Source organism: Allorhizobium sp. DMC15 (genome assembly GCF_056314065.1).
Genome location: NZ_JBQUZB010000001.1, coordinates 1,215,132 through 1,229,911, shown reverse-complemented (window position 1 = coordinate 1,229,911; position 14,780 = coordinate 1,215,132). Strand labels below are relative to the sequence as shown.

General features: G+C 64.1%; 13 protein-coding genes. 8 read left to right on the top strand and 5 right to left on the bottom strand.

The window, feature by feature from the left end:
• Positions 1-123 precede the first annotated feature (123 nt).
• Complete coding sequence (gene msrB, locus ACT53S_RS06005) at positions 124-537, top strand: peptide-methionine (R)-S-oxide reductase MsrB (RefSeq protein WP_113378778.1); 414 nt, start codon at positions 124-126, stop codon at positions 535-537.
• Between the two features lie 141 nt (positions 538-678).
• On the opposite strand, the gene ACT53S_RS06000 is transcribed toward msrB, so the two are convergent.
• Complete coding sequence (locus ACT53S_RS06000; RefSeq protein WP_476066277.1) at positions 679-1,968, bottom strand: MFS transporter; 1,290 nt, start codon at positions 1,966-1,968, stop codon at positions 679-681.
• 153 nt (positions 1,969-2,121) lie between these two features.
• Positions 2,122-2,694: a nucleoside 2-deoxyribosyltransferase gene (locus tag ACT53S_RS05995; RefSeq protein ID WP_476066276.1), complete on the bottom strand. Its 573-nt coding sequence runs from the start codon at positions 2,692-2,694 to the stop codon at positions 2,122-2,124.
• A gap of 173 nt (positions 2,695-2,867) precedes the next feature.
• Here ACT53S_RS05995 and ACT53S_RS05990 point away from each other — a divergent pair, with 173 nt between their 5' ends.
• From ACT53S_RS05990 to recQ, 3 genes are all read left to right on the top strand, one after another.
• Entirely contained in the window at positions 2,868-3,170 is a 303-nt protein-coding gene (locus tag ACT53S_RS05990; protein WP_476066275.1) for a type II toxin-antitoxin system MqsR family toxin, read from the top strand.
• A 1-nt stretch (position 3,171) separates the two neighbouring features.
• A complete protein-coding gene (locus tag ACT53S_RS05985) occupies positions 3,172-3,579 on the top strand; it encodes a type II toxin-antitoxin system MqsA family antitoxin (protein WP_476066274.1) in 408 nt (135 codons plus the stop codon).
• 190 nt (positions 3,580-3,769) lie between these two features.
• A complete protein-coding gene (recQ, locus tag ACT53S_RS05980; RefSeq protein WP_476066273.1) occupies positions 3,770-5,638 on the top strand; it encodes a DNA helicase RecQ in 1,869 nt (622 codons plus the stop codon).
• Positions 5,639-5,773: 135 nt separating this feature from the next.
• Here the strand turns inward: recQ and ACT53S_RS05975 are convergent, their stop codons facing one another.
• Positions 5,774-7,090 (bottom strand): helix-turn-helix domain-containing protein, encoded by a 1,317-nt coding sequence (locus tag ACT53S_RS05975; RefSeq protein WP_476066272.1) that lies wholly within the window; start codon positions 7,088-7,090, stop codon positions 5,774-5,776.
• A 17-nt stretch (positions 7,091-7,107) separates the two neighbouring features.
• Here ACT53S_RS05975 and ACT53S_RS05970 point away from each other — a divergent pair, with 17 nt between their 5' ends.
• The 3 genes from ACT53S_RS05970 to ACT53S_RS05960 all read left to right on the top strand — a co-directional run bounded on the left by ACT53S_RS05970 (position 7,108) and on the right by ACT53S_RS05960 (position 10,043).
• Entirely contained in the window at positions 7,108-7,854 is a 747-nt protein-coding gene (locus ACT53S_RS05970) for a hypothetical protein (protein ID WP_476066271.1), read from the top strand.
• A 432-nt stretch (positions 7,855-8,286) separates the two neighbouring features.
• Entirely contained in the window at positions 8,287-9,324 is a 1,038-nt protein-coding gene (locus ACT53S_RS05965; RefSeq protein ID WP_476066270.1) for an NADP-dependent oxidoreductase, read from the top strand.
• Between the two features lie 44 nt (positions 9,325-9,368).
• Positions 9,369-10,043: a type 1 glutamine amidotransferase domain-containing protein gene (locus ACT53S_RS05960; protein ID WP_476066269.1), complete on the top strand. Its 675-nt coding sequence runs from the start codon at positions 9,369-9,371 to the stop codon at positions 10,041-10,043.
• A 66-nt stretch (positions 10,044-10,109) separates the two neighbouring features.
• Here the strand turns inward: ACT53S_RS05960 and rhtA are convergent, their stop codons facing one another.
• Complete coding sequence (gene rhtA, locus ACT53S_RS05955; RefSeq protein ID WP_476066268.1) at positions 10,110-12,413, bottom strand: TonB-dependent siderophore receptor RhtA; 2,304 nt, start codon at positions 12,411-12,413, stop codon at positions 10,110-10,112.
• Positions 12,414-12,581: 168 nt separating this feature from the next.
• Here rhtA and ACT53S_RS05950 point away from each other — a divergent pair, with 168 nt between their 5' ends.
• Positions 12,582-13,529 (top strand): helix-turn-helix transcriptional regulator, encoded by a 948-nt coding sequence (locus tag ACT53S_RS05950; protein WP_476066267.1) that lies wholly within the window; start codon positions 12,582-12,584, stop codon positions 13,527-13,529.
• Here the strand turns inward: ACT53S_RS05950 and ACT53S_RS05945 are convergent.
• Positions 13,456-14,706, bottom strand: a complete 1,251-nt coding sequence (locus ACT53S_RS05945) for a RhtX/FptX family siderophore transporter (protein ID WP_476066651.1) — start codon at positions 14,704-14,706, stop codon at positions 13,456-13,458. The genes ACT53S_RS05950 and ACT53S_RS05945 overlap by 74 nt on opposite strands.
• Between the last annotated feature and the right edge of the window lie 74 nt (positions 14,707-14,780).

Sequence of the window (14,780 nt, the reverse complement as noted above, 5' to 3'; positions counted from 1 at the left end):
CGGAAGATCAGAGGCGACCAAGGCAAAGTCAGGCGCAATTGCAGCAGCCACAGAGGCGCCCTATCTATAGTCCCAAACGGTCCCGGCGATGCTTGGGCTGTGTCATCCCCCAAGGAGAAAACCATGAGCTCCACACCCACCCTGCCGAAAGTTGTCAAATCGGATGCCGAATGGCGCGAACAGCTGACGCCGGAGCAATACCGCATTCTGCGCGAACACGGCACCGAGCGCGCCTTCACCGGCCCCTATTGGGACACGTTCCAGAAGGGCCTCTATCGCTGTGCGGCCTGCGACGAACCGCTGTTCGTCTCGGACACCAAGTTCGACGCCGGCTGCGGCTGGCCGAGCTATTTCGAACCGGTGAAGCCGGATGCCGTCACCGAGCATCGCGACATGTCCTTCGGCATGGTGCGGACCGAAATCCGCTGCGCCAATTGCGGCGGGCATCTCGGCCACGTGTTTCCGGATGGCCCAAAGCCGACGGGCCTGCGTTACTGCATCAACGGGCATTCGATGGTGTTTGAACCGATCGAGTGAGAGGATCGCTCTCGCCTTGAGGAGAAGGGTCGGACCGAAGGTCCGGGGTGGGGTGACGGGTGGCGGCACGCTGGTCGCCTGGCTCACCCCCACCCGCCGCTTTGCGGCGACCTCCCCCCTCAAGGGGGAGGTGGGAGGTGCTCACCGCCCGTCAAATGCCGCAAGTGCCTTGGGCGAAACGCGGGTCCAGAGGCCGGCGAGTAGCAAGACGGAGAGGATGGCGGCGAGGATGAAGGGCATGCCGAGGGCCTGGGGGCGCGGCATGACGTGTTCGGCCAGCGTGACGCTGACGCCCGCCAGGAAGACGCCGAGCGGCATGGTGCCGAGGCCGAAGAAGCGGTAGACGCTGTTGACCCGCCCGAGCAGATGCGGCGGGATGAGGCGCTGGCGCAGCGATACCGTGATGATGTTCCAGACCATGCCAGTCACGGCCGAGAGGGCGAGCGCTGCCCAGACCAGAATGGGCACGGGGACCAGGAGCACGACCAGCGCCCAGACGATGCAACAGGCGATGGTGGCGCGCAGGCAGGCAGATGCACCGAAGCGGCGGATGATCGGCTCGCCGAGCAGGCCCCCGATGACGCCGCCGACGGCAAGCCCTGTTAACAGCAAGCCATATTCGGCCGAATTCAGGCCCATGACCTCCTGCGCGTAGAGCACCAGCCCCATCAGCAGCATGACCTCAATGGCGTTGAGCACGCCGAGGCCCAGCGCCAGATCGCGCAGCAGCGGACGGGCGAAGAGATAGGCGGTGCCCTCGCGGATTTCCGCGATCCAATGGCGCGGCTCCGGCCGCTCCGTGCGGAATTCTCCCGGGATCGAGAGGATCAGCAGTCCGGCAAAGGCGAAGGCCAGGCCGTAGAGCCCGAAGGCGAGCGGCAGCGCCAGCCCGATGACGAGGCCGGCGAGCGGCGGGCCGATCATCATGTTCATCACCGTTTCCAGGCTGCCCATGCGGCCATTGGCGGTTTCGAGCCGCGCATGGGGGACGATCGAGGGCAGCAGCGTGACGGCAGAATTGTCGCGCAGGACTTCGGCGAAGCCGACGATGAGGGCGGACAGCAGCAACAGGGCGTAAAGCAGGTCGCGCGGGAAATCCTCAACCGGACTATCGGGCAGCATGCCGGGTGCCAGCATGACGAGGGAGAGCGTCATCAGGGTGATGAAACGCAAAAAATCCATCGCGATCACCAGACGGCGGCGATCGAAGCGATCGGTGATCACGCCCGAGGGAAGCGCGAAGAGGAACCAGGGCAGTTTTTGCGCCACGCCAACGAGCGCGATCGCTAGGGGATCGCGGGTGATCAGCGAGGCGAGCCACGGCCAGGCGACCACACCGATGCCATCGGCGAGATTGGCAAGGCCACTCGAGAGCAGAAGGCGGTGGAAACGGGAACCGAGGGCGGGCCGGTCGGCAATCGACTGAGTCATAGGGGAGCCTCTTTTGCGGCCCAAGAAGCACTGCCGTCTGCGAACCACAAGCCCCCGGTTTTGACAGGGTCATGCGGACGCGTCCCGAGAACGGTTGGTCCGCTGATCACCGCCGGGCGCGGGATCTGAGCTTTTCACGCCAAAGCGCTGAATTCAGACTCTTTCCGAGAGCGACTTCAAGCAAAACTCGAAGGCGGTGAGATCGGTCCAGAGGGTTTCAGACGTCGCGGCATGCACGGCCACCGGGCCACCACGGCGCTCGACGCCGCCATGCAGCATGAGGTTTTCGATCATCTCGAAGTCTTCCAGCATCGTGCCGTCGGGCGCGCGCTTGCGGCCGTCTTCGGCGATGTGGATTTCGCCGGCATAATAGTCGGCGGTGCGGTCATAGTGGCTGGCTGCGACATTGGTGTAGCAGGCGACCAGCTTGCCGGCGCCGCACATATAGCCGAGTTCGAAGACCGTGCCGGGATCGGCGGCAATGCCGCGAAACGGCGTCAGATTGGCGATGACGCCATCGGCGCGGTTCATGAAGCCCTCGTCGACCTCGGAGATGTTGAGGCCGAACTGGTGTTTGGTCGGGGCCGGCGGGATGGCGAGATCGCCGGGGCAGATGGGCTCGAAGCCGTAGGTGCGGGTGAGCGCCGCCTTGGCATCAAGGATGGCGCGGGCGTTAGGGAGGAAGACTTCGGGGCCGGCGAGATAAAGTTTGAGGGGGGTGGGCATGCGGGAGGCGATCCTTAGAGACTTGGGCGTGGGATCGATGAGGAGCAGCCAGCGGGCAGCAAGGCAATAGGGGATTGTTGCGGTGCACAGGGATTGCGGACCATAAAAGTGAACGGATCTAGGTATAGGAAGGACAGGCCTTGAATTTTTACCCCTTAAGGGTAATTTAGGTCATGGAGAAACGGATCGCGCATCATGATCTGGCCGCTGTCATCCTCTTGGTGCGGGCGCGCAAGGCTGCCGCTTTCACCAAGACCGCGATCGACGGCGGAAGGCAGATGGGACTGACCATGGCAGAGATGATCGATGCCGTCTGTACGCTCACGCCACGGCACTTCTTCAAGTCGATGACGACCTATGCCGACAGTCGCGTGTGGCAGGACGTCTACCATGCCGACACGCCGGTCGGGAAAGCCTATGTGAAGGTGACGATGCGCACGGATGGCGCGCCCGTCATTCAGTTCAAGGAGTTGTAAAATGGGCACGGATTGCATCAGTTGTGGTTCGGGCAGAGGGATGGTTCGCTTCGAGAACGAGGCGCATGATGTGGTGTTCCGCGATTCGAAGACGACGGTCGAAGGGCTGTCGGGATGGCGCTGCGAGAGCTGCAGCGAGATCGAATTCGACGCTGACAGCGCTGAGCGTTATGCCGCCGCCGGGGACGCGCTTGTGCTGCATGCGAGACGCAGCGTCGGTGAGGAATTGCGGCGTATCAGGAAGAAGCTTGGGCTGAATCAGGCCCAGGCTTCGGCGCTGACGGGCGGTGGGCACAATGCGTTTTCCCGGTATGAAACCGGCAAGGTGATCCCCTCTCCTGCGGTGATCAATCTCTTTCGTCTGCTGGATCGGTACCCCGAGGAGGCGCGGGTGCTCGAGCGGGCGTGACAGGTTGGAATTGGCCGGAGCATGTGGGGTCTCGCAGCTTGAAGCCACTCCCAGCGAGGCGAGCCGGCTGAGGGCAATCGGAGGAGAGTTGTCTTCCTCCCGATCCCCACTCCCCAAGCTGGCGACAGCGCTCGCAAGACACCAGATTTGCGCTGTGGCCAGCCCCCTCCCCTTCGGCTACACCTTGCCCATGTCGACTCAACCCCTTACCGATCCGCTTTTCTCCGCCAGTGACCGAGATGGCCGCGAGGGCCCGCTTGCCGTCTTGAAGCGCGTCTATGGTTATCCGGCCTTTCGCGGGCGGCAGGCGGAGGTGGTGAACCATGTGGTCTCGGGCGGCGATGCGGTGGTACTGTTTCCGACGGGGGCCGGCAAGTCGTTGTGCTTCCAGGTGCCGGCGCTCTGCCGGCCGGGGGTCGGCGTCGTGGTTTCGCCGTTGATTGCGCTGATGCGCGATCAGGTGGAGGCGCTGAAGGGCCTCGGAGTGCGGGCAGCGGCGCTGAATTCGACCTTATCCAAGGAGGACTATGTCGATATCCGCCGGGCGCTCGACCGGGGCGAACTCGACTTTCTTTATGTGACACCCGAGCGGACGGCCACAGCCGGTTTCGTCGAGATGATGCAGGGCGTGAAGATCGCGCTGTTTGCCATTGATGAAGCGCATTGCGTGTCGCAATGGGGGCATGATTTCCGGCCGGAATATCGCGAACTGGGCAAGCTCGCCGATCTCTTTCCCGGCGTGCCGCGCCTGGCACTGACTGCGACTGCCGATCCGCATACGCGGGACGATATCATCGAGCGGCTGGGGCTTCAGGATGCGGCCGTCTTCACCACCTCCTTTGATCGGCCGAACATCGCCTATGAGATCGTCGAGCGCGACCAGCCGCGCCAGCAACTCCTGCGCTTCCTCTCCCGCCACAAGGGATCGAGCGGCATCGTCTATTGCCTGTCGCGGGCCAAGGTGGAGGAGATCGCCAACTGGTTGGACGATCAGGGCATCCGGGCGCTGCCCTATCATGCCGGCATGGACCGGGCGATCCGCGACGCCAACCAGGATGCGTTTCTGAAAGAGGAAGAGCTCTGCCTCGTCGCCACCGTCGCCTTCGGGATGGGCATCGACAAGCCGAATGTGCGTTACGTCGCCCATCTCGACCTGCCGGGTTCGGTCGAGGCCTATTACCAGGAGACGGGGCGCGCGGGGCGCGACGGGCTGCCGTCGGAGGTGTGGATGACCTATGGCATGGCAGATGTCATCCAGCGCGGGCGGATGATCGATGAGGGCGGTGCGGCCGACGAGATCAAGCGGGTGGAGCGGGCGAAGCTCAACGCGCTGCTTGCGATCTGCGAGACGCCGGGCTGCCGGCGACAGGCGATCCTCAAGCATTTCGGCGAGAGCCACGTGGGCGGCTGCGGCAATTGCGACACCTGCCTGAAACCGGTCGAGACCTGGGACGGACTGGATGCTGCAATCAAGGCGCTGGCAGCGATCTATCGCACCGGCGAGCGTTTCGGCACCGGGCATCTGATCGATGTGCTCATGGGAACGGAGAACGACAAAACCATCCGTTTCGGCCATACGGATATGCCGGTTTTCGGCGCGGGCAAGGACTTGTCCTCGAAGACCTGGCAATCGGTGTTCCGCCAGTTGCTCGCGGCCGGTTACATCCGGGTTGACCACACGGCTTTCGGGGCGCTGAAGCTCGAGGATACGGCGCGGGCCGTGTTCAAGCGCGAGGTCGACGTTCGCTTTCGCAAGGACCGGCCGACGACGGGCAAGGCCGCACGCGGGGCAAGTGCATCGCGCACCGCCCATGCCAAGGCAGGGCTCGATCAGGCCGATCAGGAGCTGTTCGAGGCGCTGCGGGCGAAGCGCATGGAACTCGCCCGCGAACAGGGGGTGCCGCCCTATGTGGTTTTCCCCGATACGACGCTCATTGCGCTCGCCACCGAACGGCCGATGGACGACGACGAAATGCTGGGGATTTCCGGGATCGGACAATCCAAGCTGGAACGGTATGGCGATGCGTTTCTCGAGGTGATTACCGCCTATTCGCGGTGATCTGCGACCTCTCTCTTCGAGGGAGGGTTGGAATGCAGCCCCGAATGGGATGAGCGGTCGCAACCTGCATCGCCTTGATGGGGCGAACCTACCACCTGGATCCCCGCCACCCGCCGCTTTGCGGCGATCTCCCCCTCAAGCGGCAGGTGTGAGAACTCGTCGCCGCCAGTCGCTCGGACTGTCTCCCGTCACGCGTAAGAATTCCCGGTTGAAATTGGACTTGGTCATGAAGCCCGCTTCGAAGAGGATGCGGGTCACGGGCCAGTCGGTCGCGGCGAGCAGGCTGCATGCCTCGGCGATGCGATGGTCGTTGACGTAGTGTGAAACGCTGACGCCATGCACGCGGTTGACCGCTTCTGACACCAGACGGGCAGGTGCACCGAGGCGTCGAGCCAGACGGGCAAGGTTGAGATCCGGATCGGCCCAGAGACGCTTCTCCGCCATCAGGCGATCGAGGTCGGCGGCAAGACTGTGATGGTCTTCGGTCGCGGCTTTCGCAGCGGGGGCAGCGGGCGCGGTGGCAGCGGCTGTCCCGGCGCTCGATACGCCGCCGGGCGCGAACCGGAGCGGCAGATCCGCGGCTCCGGCATCGCCCTCCTCACTTCGCTCCTCCCGCCCCTCCTCGCCGGCGGTCACGGCACCGAGACCGAGAAGAAGCAGGATCAGCGTTGTCGTGGCCGAGACGACCAGCGGCGAATACCGCCCGCCGGACCACAGCATGTCGAAGCTGATCGCGACATCCGTCAGCGCCGAGGTGATCAGCGCCAGACCGGTGAGTTGCAGGCCGCGCAGCGAGCGCAGCGTGCCGTCGAGCCTCGAGGCGACGAGGCCGTCCGGCCCGTGGCGGGCGAGCCAGAAGAGGGACAGACCATAACCGAGAAATTCGCCGATGAGGACGACATCGACCGGGATTCGCCAGAGCGACGGGGCACCATAGCCGGCCGGCAGGTGTGCGCTCACCAGCATGATGACGACCAGCAGGGTGGGCACGAGATGGGGCCAGTCGGCACGCGACAGCCCCGGCCGCTCGCGGGCGAGATCGCGGAAAGCGAGATAGGAGAGCGCCGGAATGAGGCTCGCCAGAACGGGCAAGACCAGAAGGACATCGATCAGGCCATAGCCCCAGCGCAGGCCGACCAGCAGGCTCTGGACAATGTAGAGCACGATCAGCGGCAGGAAGAGGCCATGCGACGCCCAGCTTTCCCGTCCCTCCTCACGCAGCAGGCGGAGAAGGAAGATGGCGAGGAACAGGGCGACGAGAAAAGACAGAGGGACAAAAAGCATGGAGCGGGATTTCGAAAGTCGCGGGGTGTGATGGCGGCCAAGATGACCGAAAGCGCGATCCCGGTCGACCTGAAACGCAATCGAGGTCGCCTCTGACAGTGCGTCTTCGCCAGATGGGGCATCGAAACCGCCCGAGTACCGATCGCAATGGATCGCTGCCAGGGCCATGCGAAAGGACGCCTCTCATGCGCACACGAACCATCATTCTCTCCATCCTCGGCGGCATCGTCGCCCTTGCCGTCATCGACGGCAGCATCCAGATGATCCAGGCGAGCGAAACTGTGTCAGGCCCCATCGATCTGACTGGCGTGACCCGGCTCGAGGTGACGGGGACTGCCAGCGATATCCACATTTCAACGCGCGGGGGAGGCGCGCCCCAGGCTCTGCTGTCGGGTACGCGACGCGGCTGGGGCGCCCTCTTCCGCTCCGCCTGGTTCGCCTCGGACTGCGGCGGACAGGGCCACATGCGGCGCGACGGTGACACGCTGAAGATCGACATGGGCGACCGCGGCGGTTTCTTTGGCTGGAACGACTGGGACGACTGCACCCTCTTGCTGGAGGCGCGGCTTCAGCCGGAAGCGACCGTGTCGATCACTCAGAATGCCGCACGGATGCGCCTCGACGGCGATTTCTCCGCCATCGACGTTGCCAGCGATGCAGGCGATTTTGCGCTTGCCGGCCACGCCACGCGGGTGGCGCTGGCTGGTGCGGCGCTGCGCGCCCGGCTCACCTTCGAGCGGGTGACACAGACCGAGGCTGTGCTCGTGTCCGGTGCCATGCTGGACGCCTCGATCCGTTTTCTGGTGCCGACCGCCATCTCTTACGGCGTGGAGGCCGTCGCCTCCTATATCGACAGCGCCCTGCCGAACACGCCGGGGGCAAAGCCCGCGATCACCATCCGGGGCGAGATGGTGCATGCGACGATCCGGTGACGGGTCTTTTGGGCGGGCGCAACGGGGGGTGAAAGCAGCCTCTCTCTGAAGCTCTTTGCAGCTCACCCTGCCCTCTTCGCGCATCCGCGGAGAGGGCTACAAGCGTTGATACAGGCGCCTTTCCCCGCAACCAAGGGAGAGGTGCCTACGCGGCCGAAGGGGGGCGTCGTTGGCTGCCATCTGCCTGTCCGCGGAGGAGATGACTTCACGGACCGGTCAGCTCGATTTCATCGCCATATGACAATGCGCCGATGGAACTTTCAGGGAGGTGAACTATTGTTGTCGCAGGAACCGGTCGGCCAGCTCGCCTGGCGTCCTCCGGCAATTGCCGCGCTCTCGCGCATCAGGCTCGCGACCCGAACGCACGGCTGCGAACCCGCGGGACGGACCGCGTTCATGCCAAGCTTCGGTCTATACACCAGGAGATCATCCATGCCGCAATCAACCACGACCAATCGCCGTTTTGTTCTGGCCGAACGCCCGCGCGGCGAACCGAACGAACAGACACTCCGGCTGGAAACGGGCGAGATCCCGACACCTGTTGACGGCCAGATGTTACTGCGGACGGTTTTCCTCTCCCTCGATCCCTATATGCGTGGCCGAATGAGCGATGCGCCGTCTTATGCGGCACCGGTCGAGATTGGCCAGACGATGGTCGGAGGCACGGTTTCGCGGGTGGTCAGCTCCAAGCTGGACGGCTTTGCGGAAGGCGACTGGGTGGTCGGCTTTTCCGGCTGGCAGGATTATGCGCTGTCGGACGGCAAAGGCGTGACCCGGCTCGGCGCCAACCCGACGCATCCCTCCTGGGCACTCGGCGTCACCGGCATGCCGGGGCTGACGGCCTGGGCGGGACTGACGCAGATCGGCCAGCCGAAAGAGGGCGAGACGCTGGTGGTGGGCGGTGCGACCGGCCCGGTCGGCGCGACCGTCGGACAGATCGGCAAGATCCTGGGGCTCCGCGTGGTCGGCATTGCCGGCGGTCGGGAGAAGTGCAGCCATGCGGTCGAGGTGCTCGGTTTCGATGCCTGCGTCGACTACAAGTCGGACGGCTTCACCGGGCAGCTTGAACTCGCCACGCCCGATGGCATCGACATCTATTTCGAAAATGTCGGCGGGGCAGTGTTCGACGCGGTTGCGCCGCGGCTCAACACACGGGCACGCATCCCGCTCTGCGGGTTGATCTCGCAATACAATGCGACCTCCTTGCCCGACGGCCCGGATCGCATGGGCTGGCTGATGGGCATGTTCCTGAAGAAGCGGATCACCCTGCGCGGCTTCATCGTATTTGACGATTTCGGCCATCTCTATCCCGAATTTGCCCGGGAGATGGACGGATGGGTCGAGGCCGGCAAGATCAAATATCGCGAGGAGATGATCGACGGGCTAGAAGAGGCGCCACGCGCCTTTATCGGGCTGTTGCGCGGCGAGGCCTTCGGCAAGCGCGTCATTCGCGTCGGGCCGGACGCCTGAGTGTATCTCCATTCTCATCCCCCGAAGAAAAGGACAGATAACCCATGAAGATTTTGATGGTGCTCACGTCGCACGACCAGCTTGGCGACACAGGCAAGAAGACCGGCTTCTGGCTGGAGGAATTCGCCGCCCCCTATTACGTGCTCAAGGATGCGGGTGCCGAGATCACGCTCGCCTCGCCCAAGGGCGGCCAGCCGCCGCTCGATCCGAAGAGCGACGCACCGGATGCGCAAACGGAAGCAACGGAGCGCTTCAAGGCCGACCAGACGGCGCAGCAGTTGCTCGCATCGACGACGCCGCTGTCGCAGATCGACCCCGATGGTTTCGACGCTGTCTTCTATCCCGGCGGCCATGGCCCGCTCTGGGATCTTGCCGAAGACAAGAACAGCATTGCTCTGATCGAGGCCTTTGCCGCCAAGGATCGGCCGATCGGTGCGGTCTGCCATGCGCCGGGCGTACTGCGGCATGTCAAGGGCGTCGACGGCCAGCCGCTGGTGAACGGGCGGAAGGTGACGGGCTTCACCAATTCGGAAGAGGAGGCCGTGGGCCTCACGCAGGTGGTGCCGTTTCTCGTCGAAAACATGCTGCAGGAGCGCGGCGGTCTTTACGAGAAGGGCGCCGACTGGGGCGTGCACGTGGTGACCGACGGCAAGCTCGTCACCGGCCAGAACCCGGCCTCTTCGGAAGAGGCGGCCAAGGCACTGTTGACGCTGCTCTGAACAGGCTTTGCGTAGCAATCGGAAAACAGACGGCGCGGGACCAAACCCGCGCCGTCTGTTTTTGTGTCAGAACACCTTGGTGACGGAGACCGCAAAGGTGCGACCGCGGCCGTGGTAATCGAAGACCGATTCATCGACCAGTCCGCCATAGAGCGCCTTGGCGCGAGAGCCCCAGACCGAGGTGTAATCGGTGTCGAACAGGTTCTGGATGCCGAAATTGATCGTGGTCGCCTGTTCGGCAAAGGTGTAACGACCGCCGAGATTGAAGAGGTTGTAGCCTTCGATCTCGTAGCCGGCATCGTCTTCCAGGCTGAAGATGTGTTCGCCGGTCAGGCGGACGGAAAAGGCGTCGTTGCTCCAGCCGATGTGACCGCCTGCCTTCGACGTGCTCGCCGTGCCGACCGATTCCTGATACCAGCCGTCAGCGCCCTTCTTCTCCGACTTCACCCAGTGGGCGAGCAGGCCGACATCGAAGCCGTTGTCGAACTTGTAACCAGCCTCGGCCTCGATGCCGTAGACGCGGCGCTTCTCGTCCTTCATCTCGATCGTCAAGGTCGTGCGATCCAGGCTGATCGAGCGGTCCGAGGTCGAGTAATAGGCGGCGGCGGCGAAATTGAAGGTGCCGTCGTCATGGCGGAAGCCGAGTTCGACGCTGTCGGTCTTGATCGCTTCCAGCGCCGACGTCGCGACATTGACGCTGTCGTTCAGGACGTAGTGACCATTGGTCAGGGTGTAGGTGCCGACGCCGTAATACTTGGCCGGGTCGGGCAGCTCGAAGCCCTGCGAGAAGTTGGCATAGACCTGCTGGTCCGGGGTGACGTCATAGGTCGCGCCGGCATTGAAGAGCAGCGCATCGTAATCGACCTCGCCGCCGGGGATGGCGTCGGCCGAAGTGGCGGCGCCGTTCAAGATCGCCACCTGCTGGGCCGCACCGACGAAATCGCCGACTTCCGTGTTTGTGTATTGGTAGCGCAGGCCACCGCTGACCGTCAGCCGATCGGTCGCCTCCCAGGCGGCTTCGGCGAAACCGGCAAAGGTCGTGACATCGATGTCCGGATAGAGGCCGGTGATGCCGATCGTGTCGAAGTTCAGCCCGCCGGACGTGACGGCCGTGGTCAGGTCGAAGATCGACTGGGTGGCCGAGAAGCTGTCACGGTCGGTATCGACGCCATAGGTCAATTTCACCGTATCGGTCAGTTCCGACACCATGGCGGCCTTGAAGCTGTAGTAATCGGTCGTCTGCTGGCTCGCGCCGAAATAGGTGCCGGCCTGCGTTCCCGTGGAGGGGAAGGGATTGAAGACGATATCTTCCGAGCGCAGCGCCCCCTGCAGCAACAGCTGCTGCCCTAGGAAATCGGCATCGGTGTAGCTGAGCGTCAGCATCTTGCGGCGGGTCTGCGGCTCGACATCCGACTGATAGCCGGAACGGGGCTCGAACAGGCTCGGATTGGAGAGACCGGACAGATAGGGACCGTAATAGAGGCCGTAGTCGCTGTCCTGCGCACTGTCAAAATACTGCATGGTCGCATCGAGCCGGCGATCTTCGTCGATCTGTACGCCGACGGAGCCCATGACGTCGATGCGCTCGTTGAACGCGGTCGAGGATTGGGTGATGTCGGGCATGACCATCTCGCCGGCACCGTCGTAATAGGCGCCGCTGCGATTGCCGGAGACCGAGAGGCGGGCGTCCCAGTTGCCGCTGTTATAGGTGACGGCGCCGGCGGCGTTGCGATCGAAATCCTGGCTGCCCTGGAAGCCGCTGGCAACACCGACCTGGGTTTCGGCATGCAGGCCGTCGCCTGCATCCCTGCCCTTCTTGGTGATGATGTTGATGATGCCGCCGGTGGCATTGCCGCCGTAAAGGGCGGTGGCACCGGACAGCACCTCGACGCGGGCGATGTTGAACGGGTCGATCGAATCGAACTGGCGGCTGAGGCCGCGGGCGGAATTGAGCGAGACGCCGTCAATCAGCACGAGTGCGGTTCGCCCGCGCAGGTTCTGGCCGTAACTGGTGCGGGAGCCTTCGCTCGCGGCATCGAAGCTCGGCACGGTCTCGGCGAGGATCTGCTGCAGGTTCTTGCCCTGAAGGGCGGCGGCCTTGATCTCGGCTTCATCGACCACCTTGATGGTGCGGGCGATCTCGGAGATCTTTTCCGGGGCGCGACTGCCGGTGACGACGATGTCGCCGAGTACGGTTTCACCGGACGCTTCTGCTGTTGTTGCCGCCTCTTCAGCGGCGGCGTCCTGGGCAAGACCCGCATCCGCTGCGCCGAGAAATGCCGCGACAGCCAGTGCCGTCAGCGCCGTGGTCGAGCGTGCCAGATCTGAGGTCCCGCTCAGTCCACGCCCCTGTTGCCCAAAGAATTTCATAGATCCCCTCATCACACTCGCATTTTCACGCCGCCCGAGACTTGAGCGACGCGAGATAAAACATTACCAGTGCGGTCATGTTTAAAACATAACGGTGCGGCCCGCTTGGATGGAGGCGAACGTGGCTTGGACCAGCGCGAAGTTCCCCAAGGAAAGTTGACCGTCCGAATGAGCTTGATCCGCCCTCTGAAATTCGGCTCCGCCGCCCTCTCCGATGCCGAGGCCCGCGCGCTCTGTGGCAGTATCCTGATCGACATGATGGGGGGGCTGAGCGTCGGTCTCGAGGGCGGCGACTTCAGCGGGTCCAGCGGGCTTTACTGGCACGACCCGTCTTTGTCGCTCGCGACCGTCTATTTCCCGAAGACGCTTGTCCGCCTCGCCTGCGAGGGGAGCGGCGATCGCGGCGTGGTCCTGCTGCGGTCGGTCGGCCAGCCGATGACGGTGGAGCATGGACGGTCGCGGATCGAGGCGGTGAGCGGCGACGTCGTCTTTCTGCCGGCGCAGAGCGGATTGCGGATTACCCTTGCGGAGGGCGGGCGCCTGGATTGTGCGCATCTGCCGGAACAGGTGGTGGACCGCCACCGGGCCTCGCTCGACGGGCTGATGCTGAAGACCGTGCCGGCTGCCTGCCTGCCTCTGCACATGCTGACCAGCTATGCGGGCTATCTGCTGCAACGCGAGCAGCAGACCGCCGAAGACGTTGCGTTGATGGTCAGTCACTTCTACGACTTCCTGCCCCAGCTCTCGCAGGCACTCGGCGGGACGGCGGCAAAAGCAGCACCCGACGACCGCATAGCGCGTATTCGCGCGCTGATCGAGGACCGCCTGGCCGATGGGACCTTTTCCATCAACGATGTTGCCGACGCCGAAGGCATCACGCCGCGCGCCATCCAGAAGCTGTTTTCGCGCGATGGCACGACCTTTTCCCGCCATGTGCTGGAACGTCGGCTGGAGCGGGCAAAGGCGATGATGCTGGCTTCCGGCGAGCGCATGTCGATCGCCGAGGTGGCCTATCAATGCGGCTTCAACGACCTCTCCTATTTCAACCGGTCGTTCCGGACACGATACCAGATCCGGCCTTCGGACCTGAAACGGCAGGTTCGGCCGGTGACTTGAGCCGACGCAGCATGATCAGGGACAGGGCGATGCCGAAGACGGAAATGACCGTCGCCAGCGAGAAGAGCCAGGCATAACCGACGCGATCGGCGATGATGCCGGCGATGGACGTTCCGATGATGTAGACCACCAGTTCGGCGCAGGCGAGAAGCGTGAAATCCGTGCCCGGCTGGTCGTCGGAGGCGGATTTCATGAAGAAGGAATAGATCGCCACCAGTTCCATGTAGCGGATCAGCGTCTGGAAACCGGATGCGGCGAGCGCCACGGCGATGCCGGGGGTCAAACCGAAGGCATTGAGCGAGAAGGCGAGGAAACACAGGCTGCGCAACCCGCCGAGCAAAAGCAGCGTGGCGCTCAGGCCGAGTTTGCGGATGAGGACGGCGGCGAGCAGCGCACCGGCGAGCCCCGCCGTCGCCGCCGCCGTGCCGGAGAGATAGCCGATCCAGGCGGTCGGCACCTGGATATCCACGAGATAGGCGCCTTCCATGCCGCGCACGAGGCCTTCGCTTGCGCGGTAGCTGAGCGCAAAGCCGAGGATCAGCCAGGCCTGGGGACGGCGGAAGAAGGCCGCGAGGCTGGGCTTAACCCGCGTGGGACCGACTTCGGCATTCTCCTGATCTTCCGTCATGTAAAGCGTGGCGACGAGCGGCAGAAGTGACAGGGCAGCCACGAGCAGGATGGTCGGGACCCAACCGATCTGTTGCACAAGCACCAGAACCAGCGTGCCGCCGATGATGACGCCGAGCGCGACAGCCCCTGCCTGCACGGCATTGCCGACGGCGCGCGCACCGCCCTTCAGATGACGCACGGCATAACCGTCTGTGGCGATATCCTGCACCGACGACAAAAGCGTGATGAAGAGGCCGAGGCCGAAGAGCGGCAGTGCCTGGGATGGATCGAACAGGGCCATGGCGGCGATGGCGAGCGACACCAGCGCCTGGGTCGGCACGATCCAGCCCCGGCGATGGCCGAAGCGGGGCAGAAGCTTGTGGCGGTCGATATAGGGCGCGACGGCGAATTTGAGCACCAGCGGCAGCATCAACAGCGAAAACAGGCCAATCGCCGTGCGCGAGGCACCGGCTTCACGCATCAGCGGCGGAAGCGCCACGAGCAGCAGATAGGTCGGAATGCCCTGGGCGAGATAAAGGCCGGCCAGCATGGCATAGAGCCTGGTCATGGCACCGCGCGGTTCGGCATCCGTGAAGGGCGCTGCGGTCGGATTCGATGGCGAGAATTCGGAGCGTGACATGG

Excerpts from the sequence above, each read along its gene's own strand:
- ACT53S_RS05945 (WP_476066651.1), bottom strand. The coding sequence starts at position 14,706 with ATGACCAGGCTCTATGCCATGCTGGCCGGCCTTTATCTCGCCCAGGGC.
- recQ (WP_476066273.1), top strand. The coding sequence starts at position 3,770 with ATGTCGACTCAACCCCTTACCGATCCGCTTTTCTCCGCCAGTGACCGA.
- msrB (WP_113378778.1), top strand. The coding sequence starts at position 124 with ATGAGCTCCACACCCACCCTGCCGAAAGTTGTCAAATCGGATGCCGAA.
- ACT53S_RS06000 (WP_476066277.1), bottom strand. The coding sequence starts at position 1,968 with ATGACTCAGTCGATTGCCGACCGGCCCGCCCTCGGTTCCCGTTTCCAC.
- ACT53S_RS05985 (WP_476066274.1), top strand. The coding sequence starts at position 3,172 with ATGGGCACGGATTGCATCAGTTGTGGTTCGGGCAGAGGGATGGTTCGC.
- ACT53S_RS05950 (WP_476066267.1), top strand. The coding sequence starts at position 12,582 with ATGAGCTTGATCCGCCCTCTGAAATTCGGCTCCGCCGCCCTCTCCGAT.
- rhtA (WP_476066268.1), bottom strand. The coding sequence starts at position 12,413 with ATGAAATTCTTTGGGCAACAGGGGCGTGGACTGAGCGGGACCTCAGAT.
- ACT53S_RS05960 (WP_476066269.1), top strand. The coding sequence starts at position 9,369 with ATGAAGATTTTGATGGTGCTCACGTCGCACGACCAGCTTGGCGACACA.
- ACT53S_RS05965 (WP_476066270.1), top strand. The coding sequence starts at position 8,287 with ATGCCGCAATCAACCACGACCAATCGCCGTTTTGTTCTGGCCGAACGC.
- ACT53S_RS05995 (WP_476066276.1), bottom strand. The coding sequence starts at position 2,694 with ATGCCCACCCCCCTCAAACTTTATCTCGCCGGCCCCGAAGTCTTCCTC.
- ACT53S_RS05990 (WP_476066275.1), top strand. The coding sequence starts at position 2,868 with ATGGAGAAACGGATCGCGCATCATGATCTGGCCGCTGTCATCCTCTTG.
- ACT53S_RS05970 (WP_476066271.1), top strand. The coding sequence starts at position 7,108 with ATGCGCACACGAACCATCATTCTCTCCATCCTCGGCGGCATCGTCGCC.
- ACT53S_RS05975 (WP_476066272.1), bottom strand. The coding sequence starts at position 7,090 with ATGGCCCTGGCAGCGATCCATTGCGATCGGTACTCGGGCGGTTTCGAT.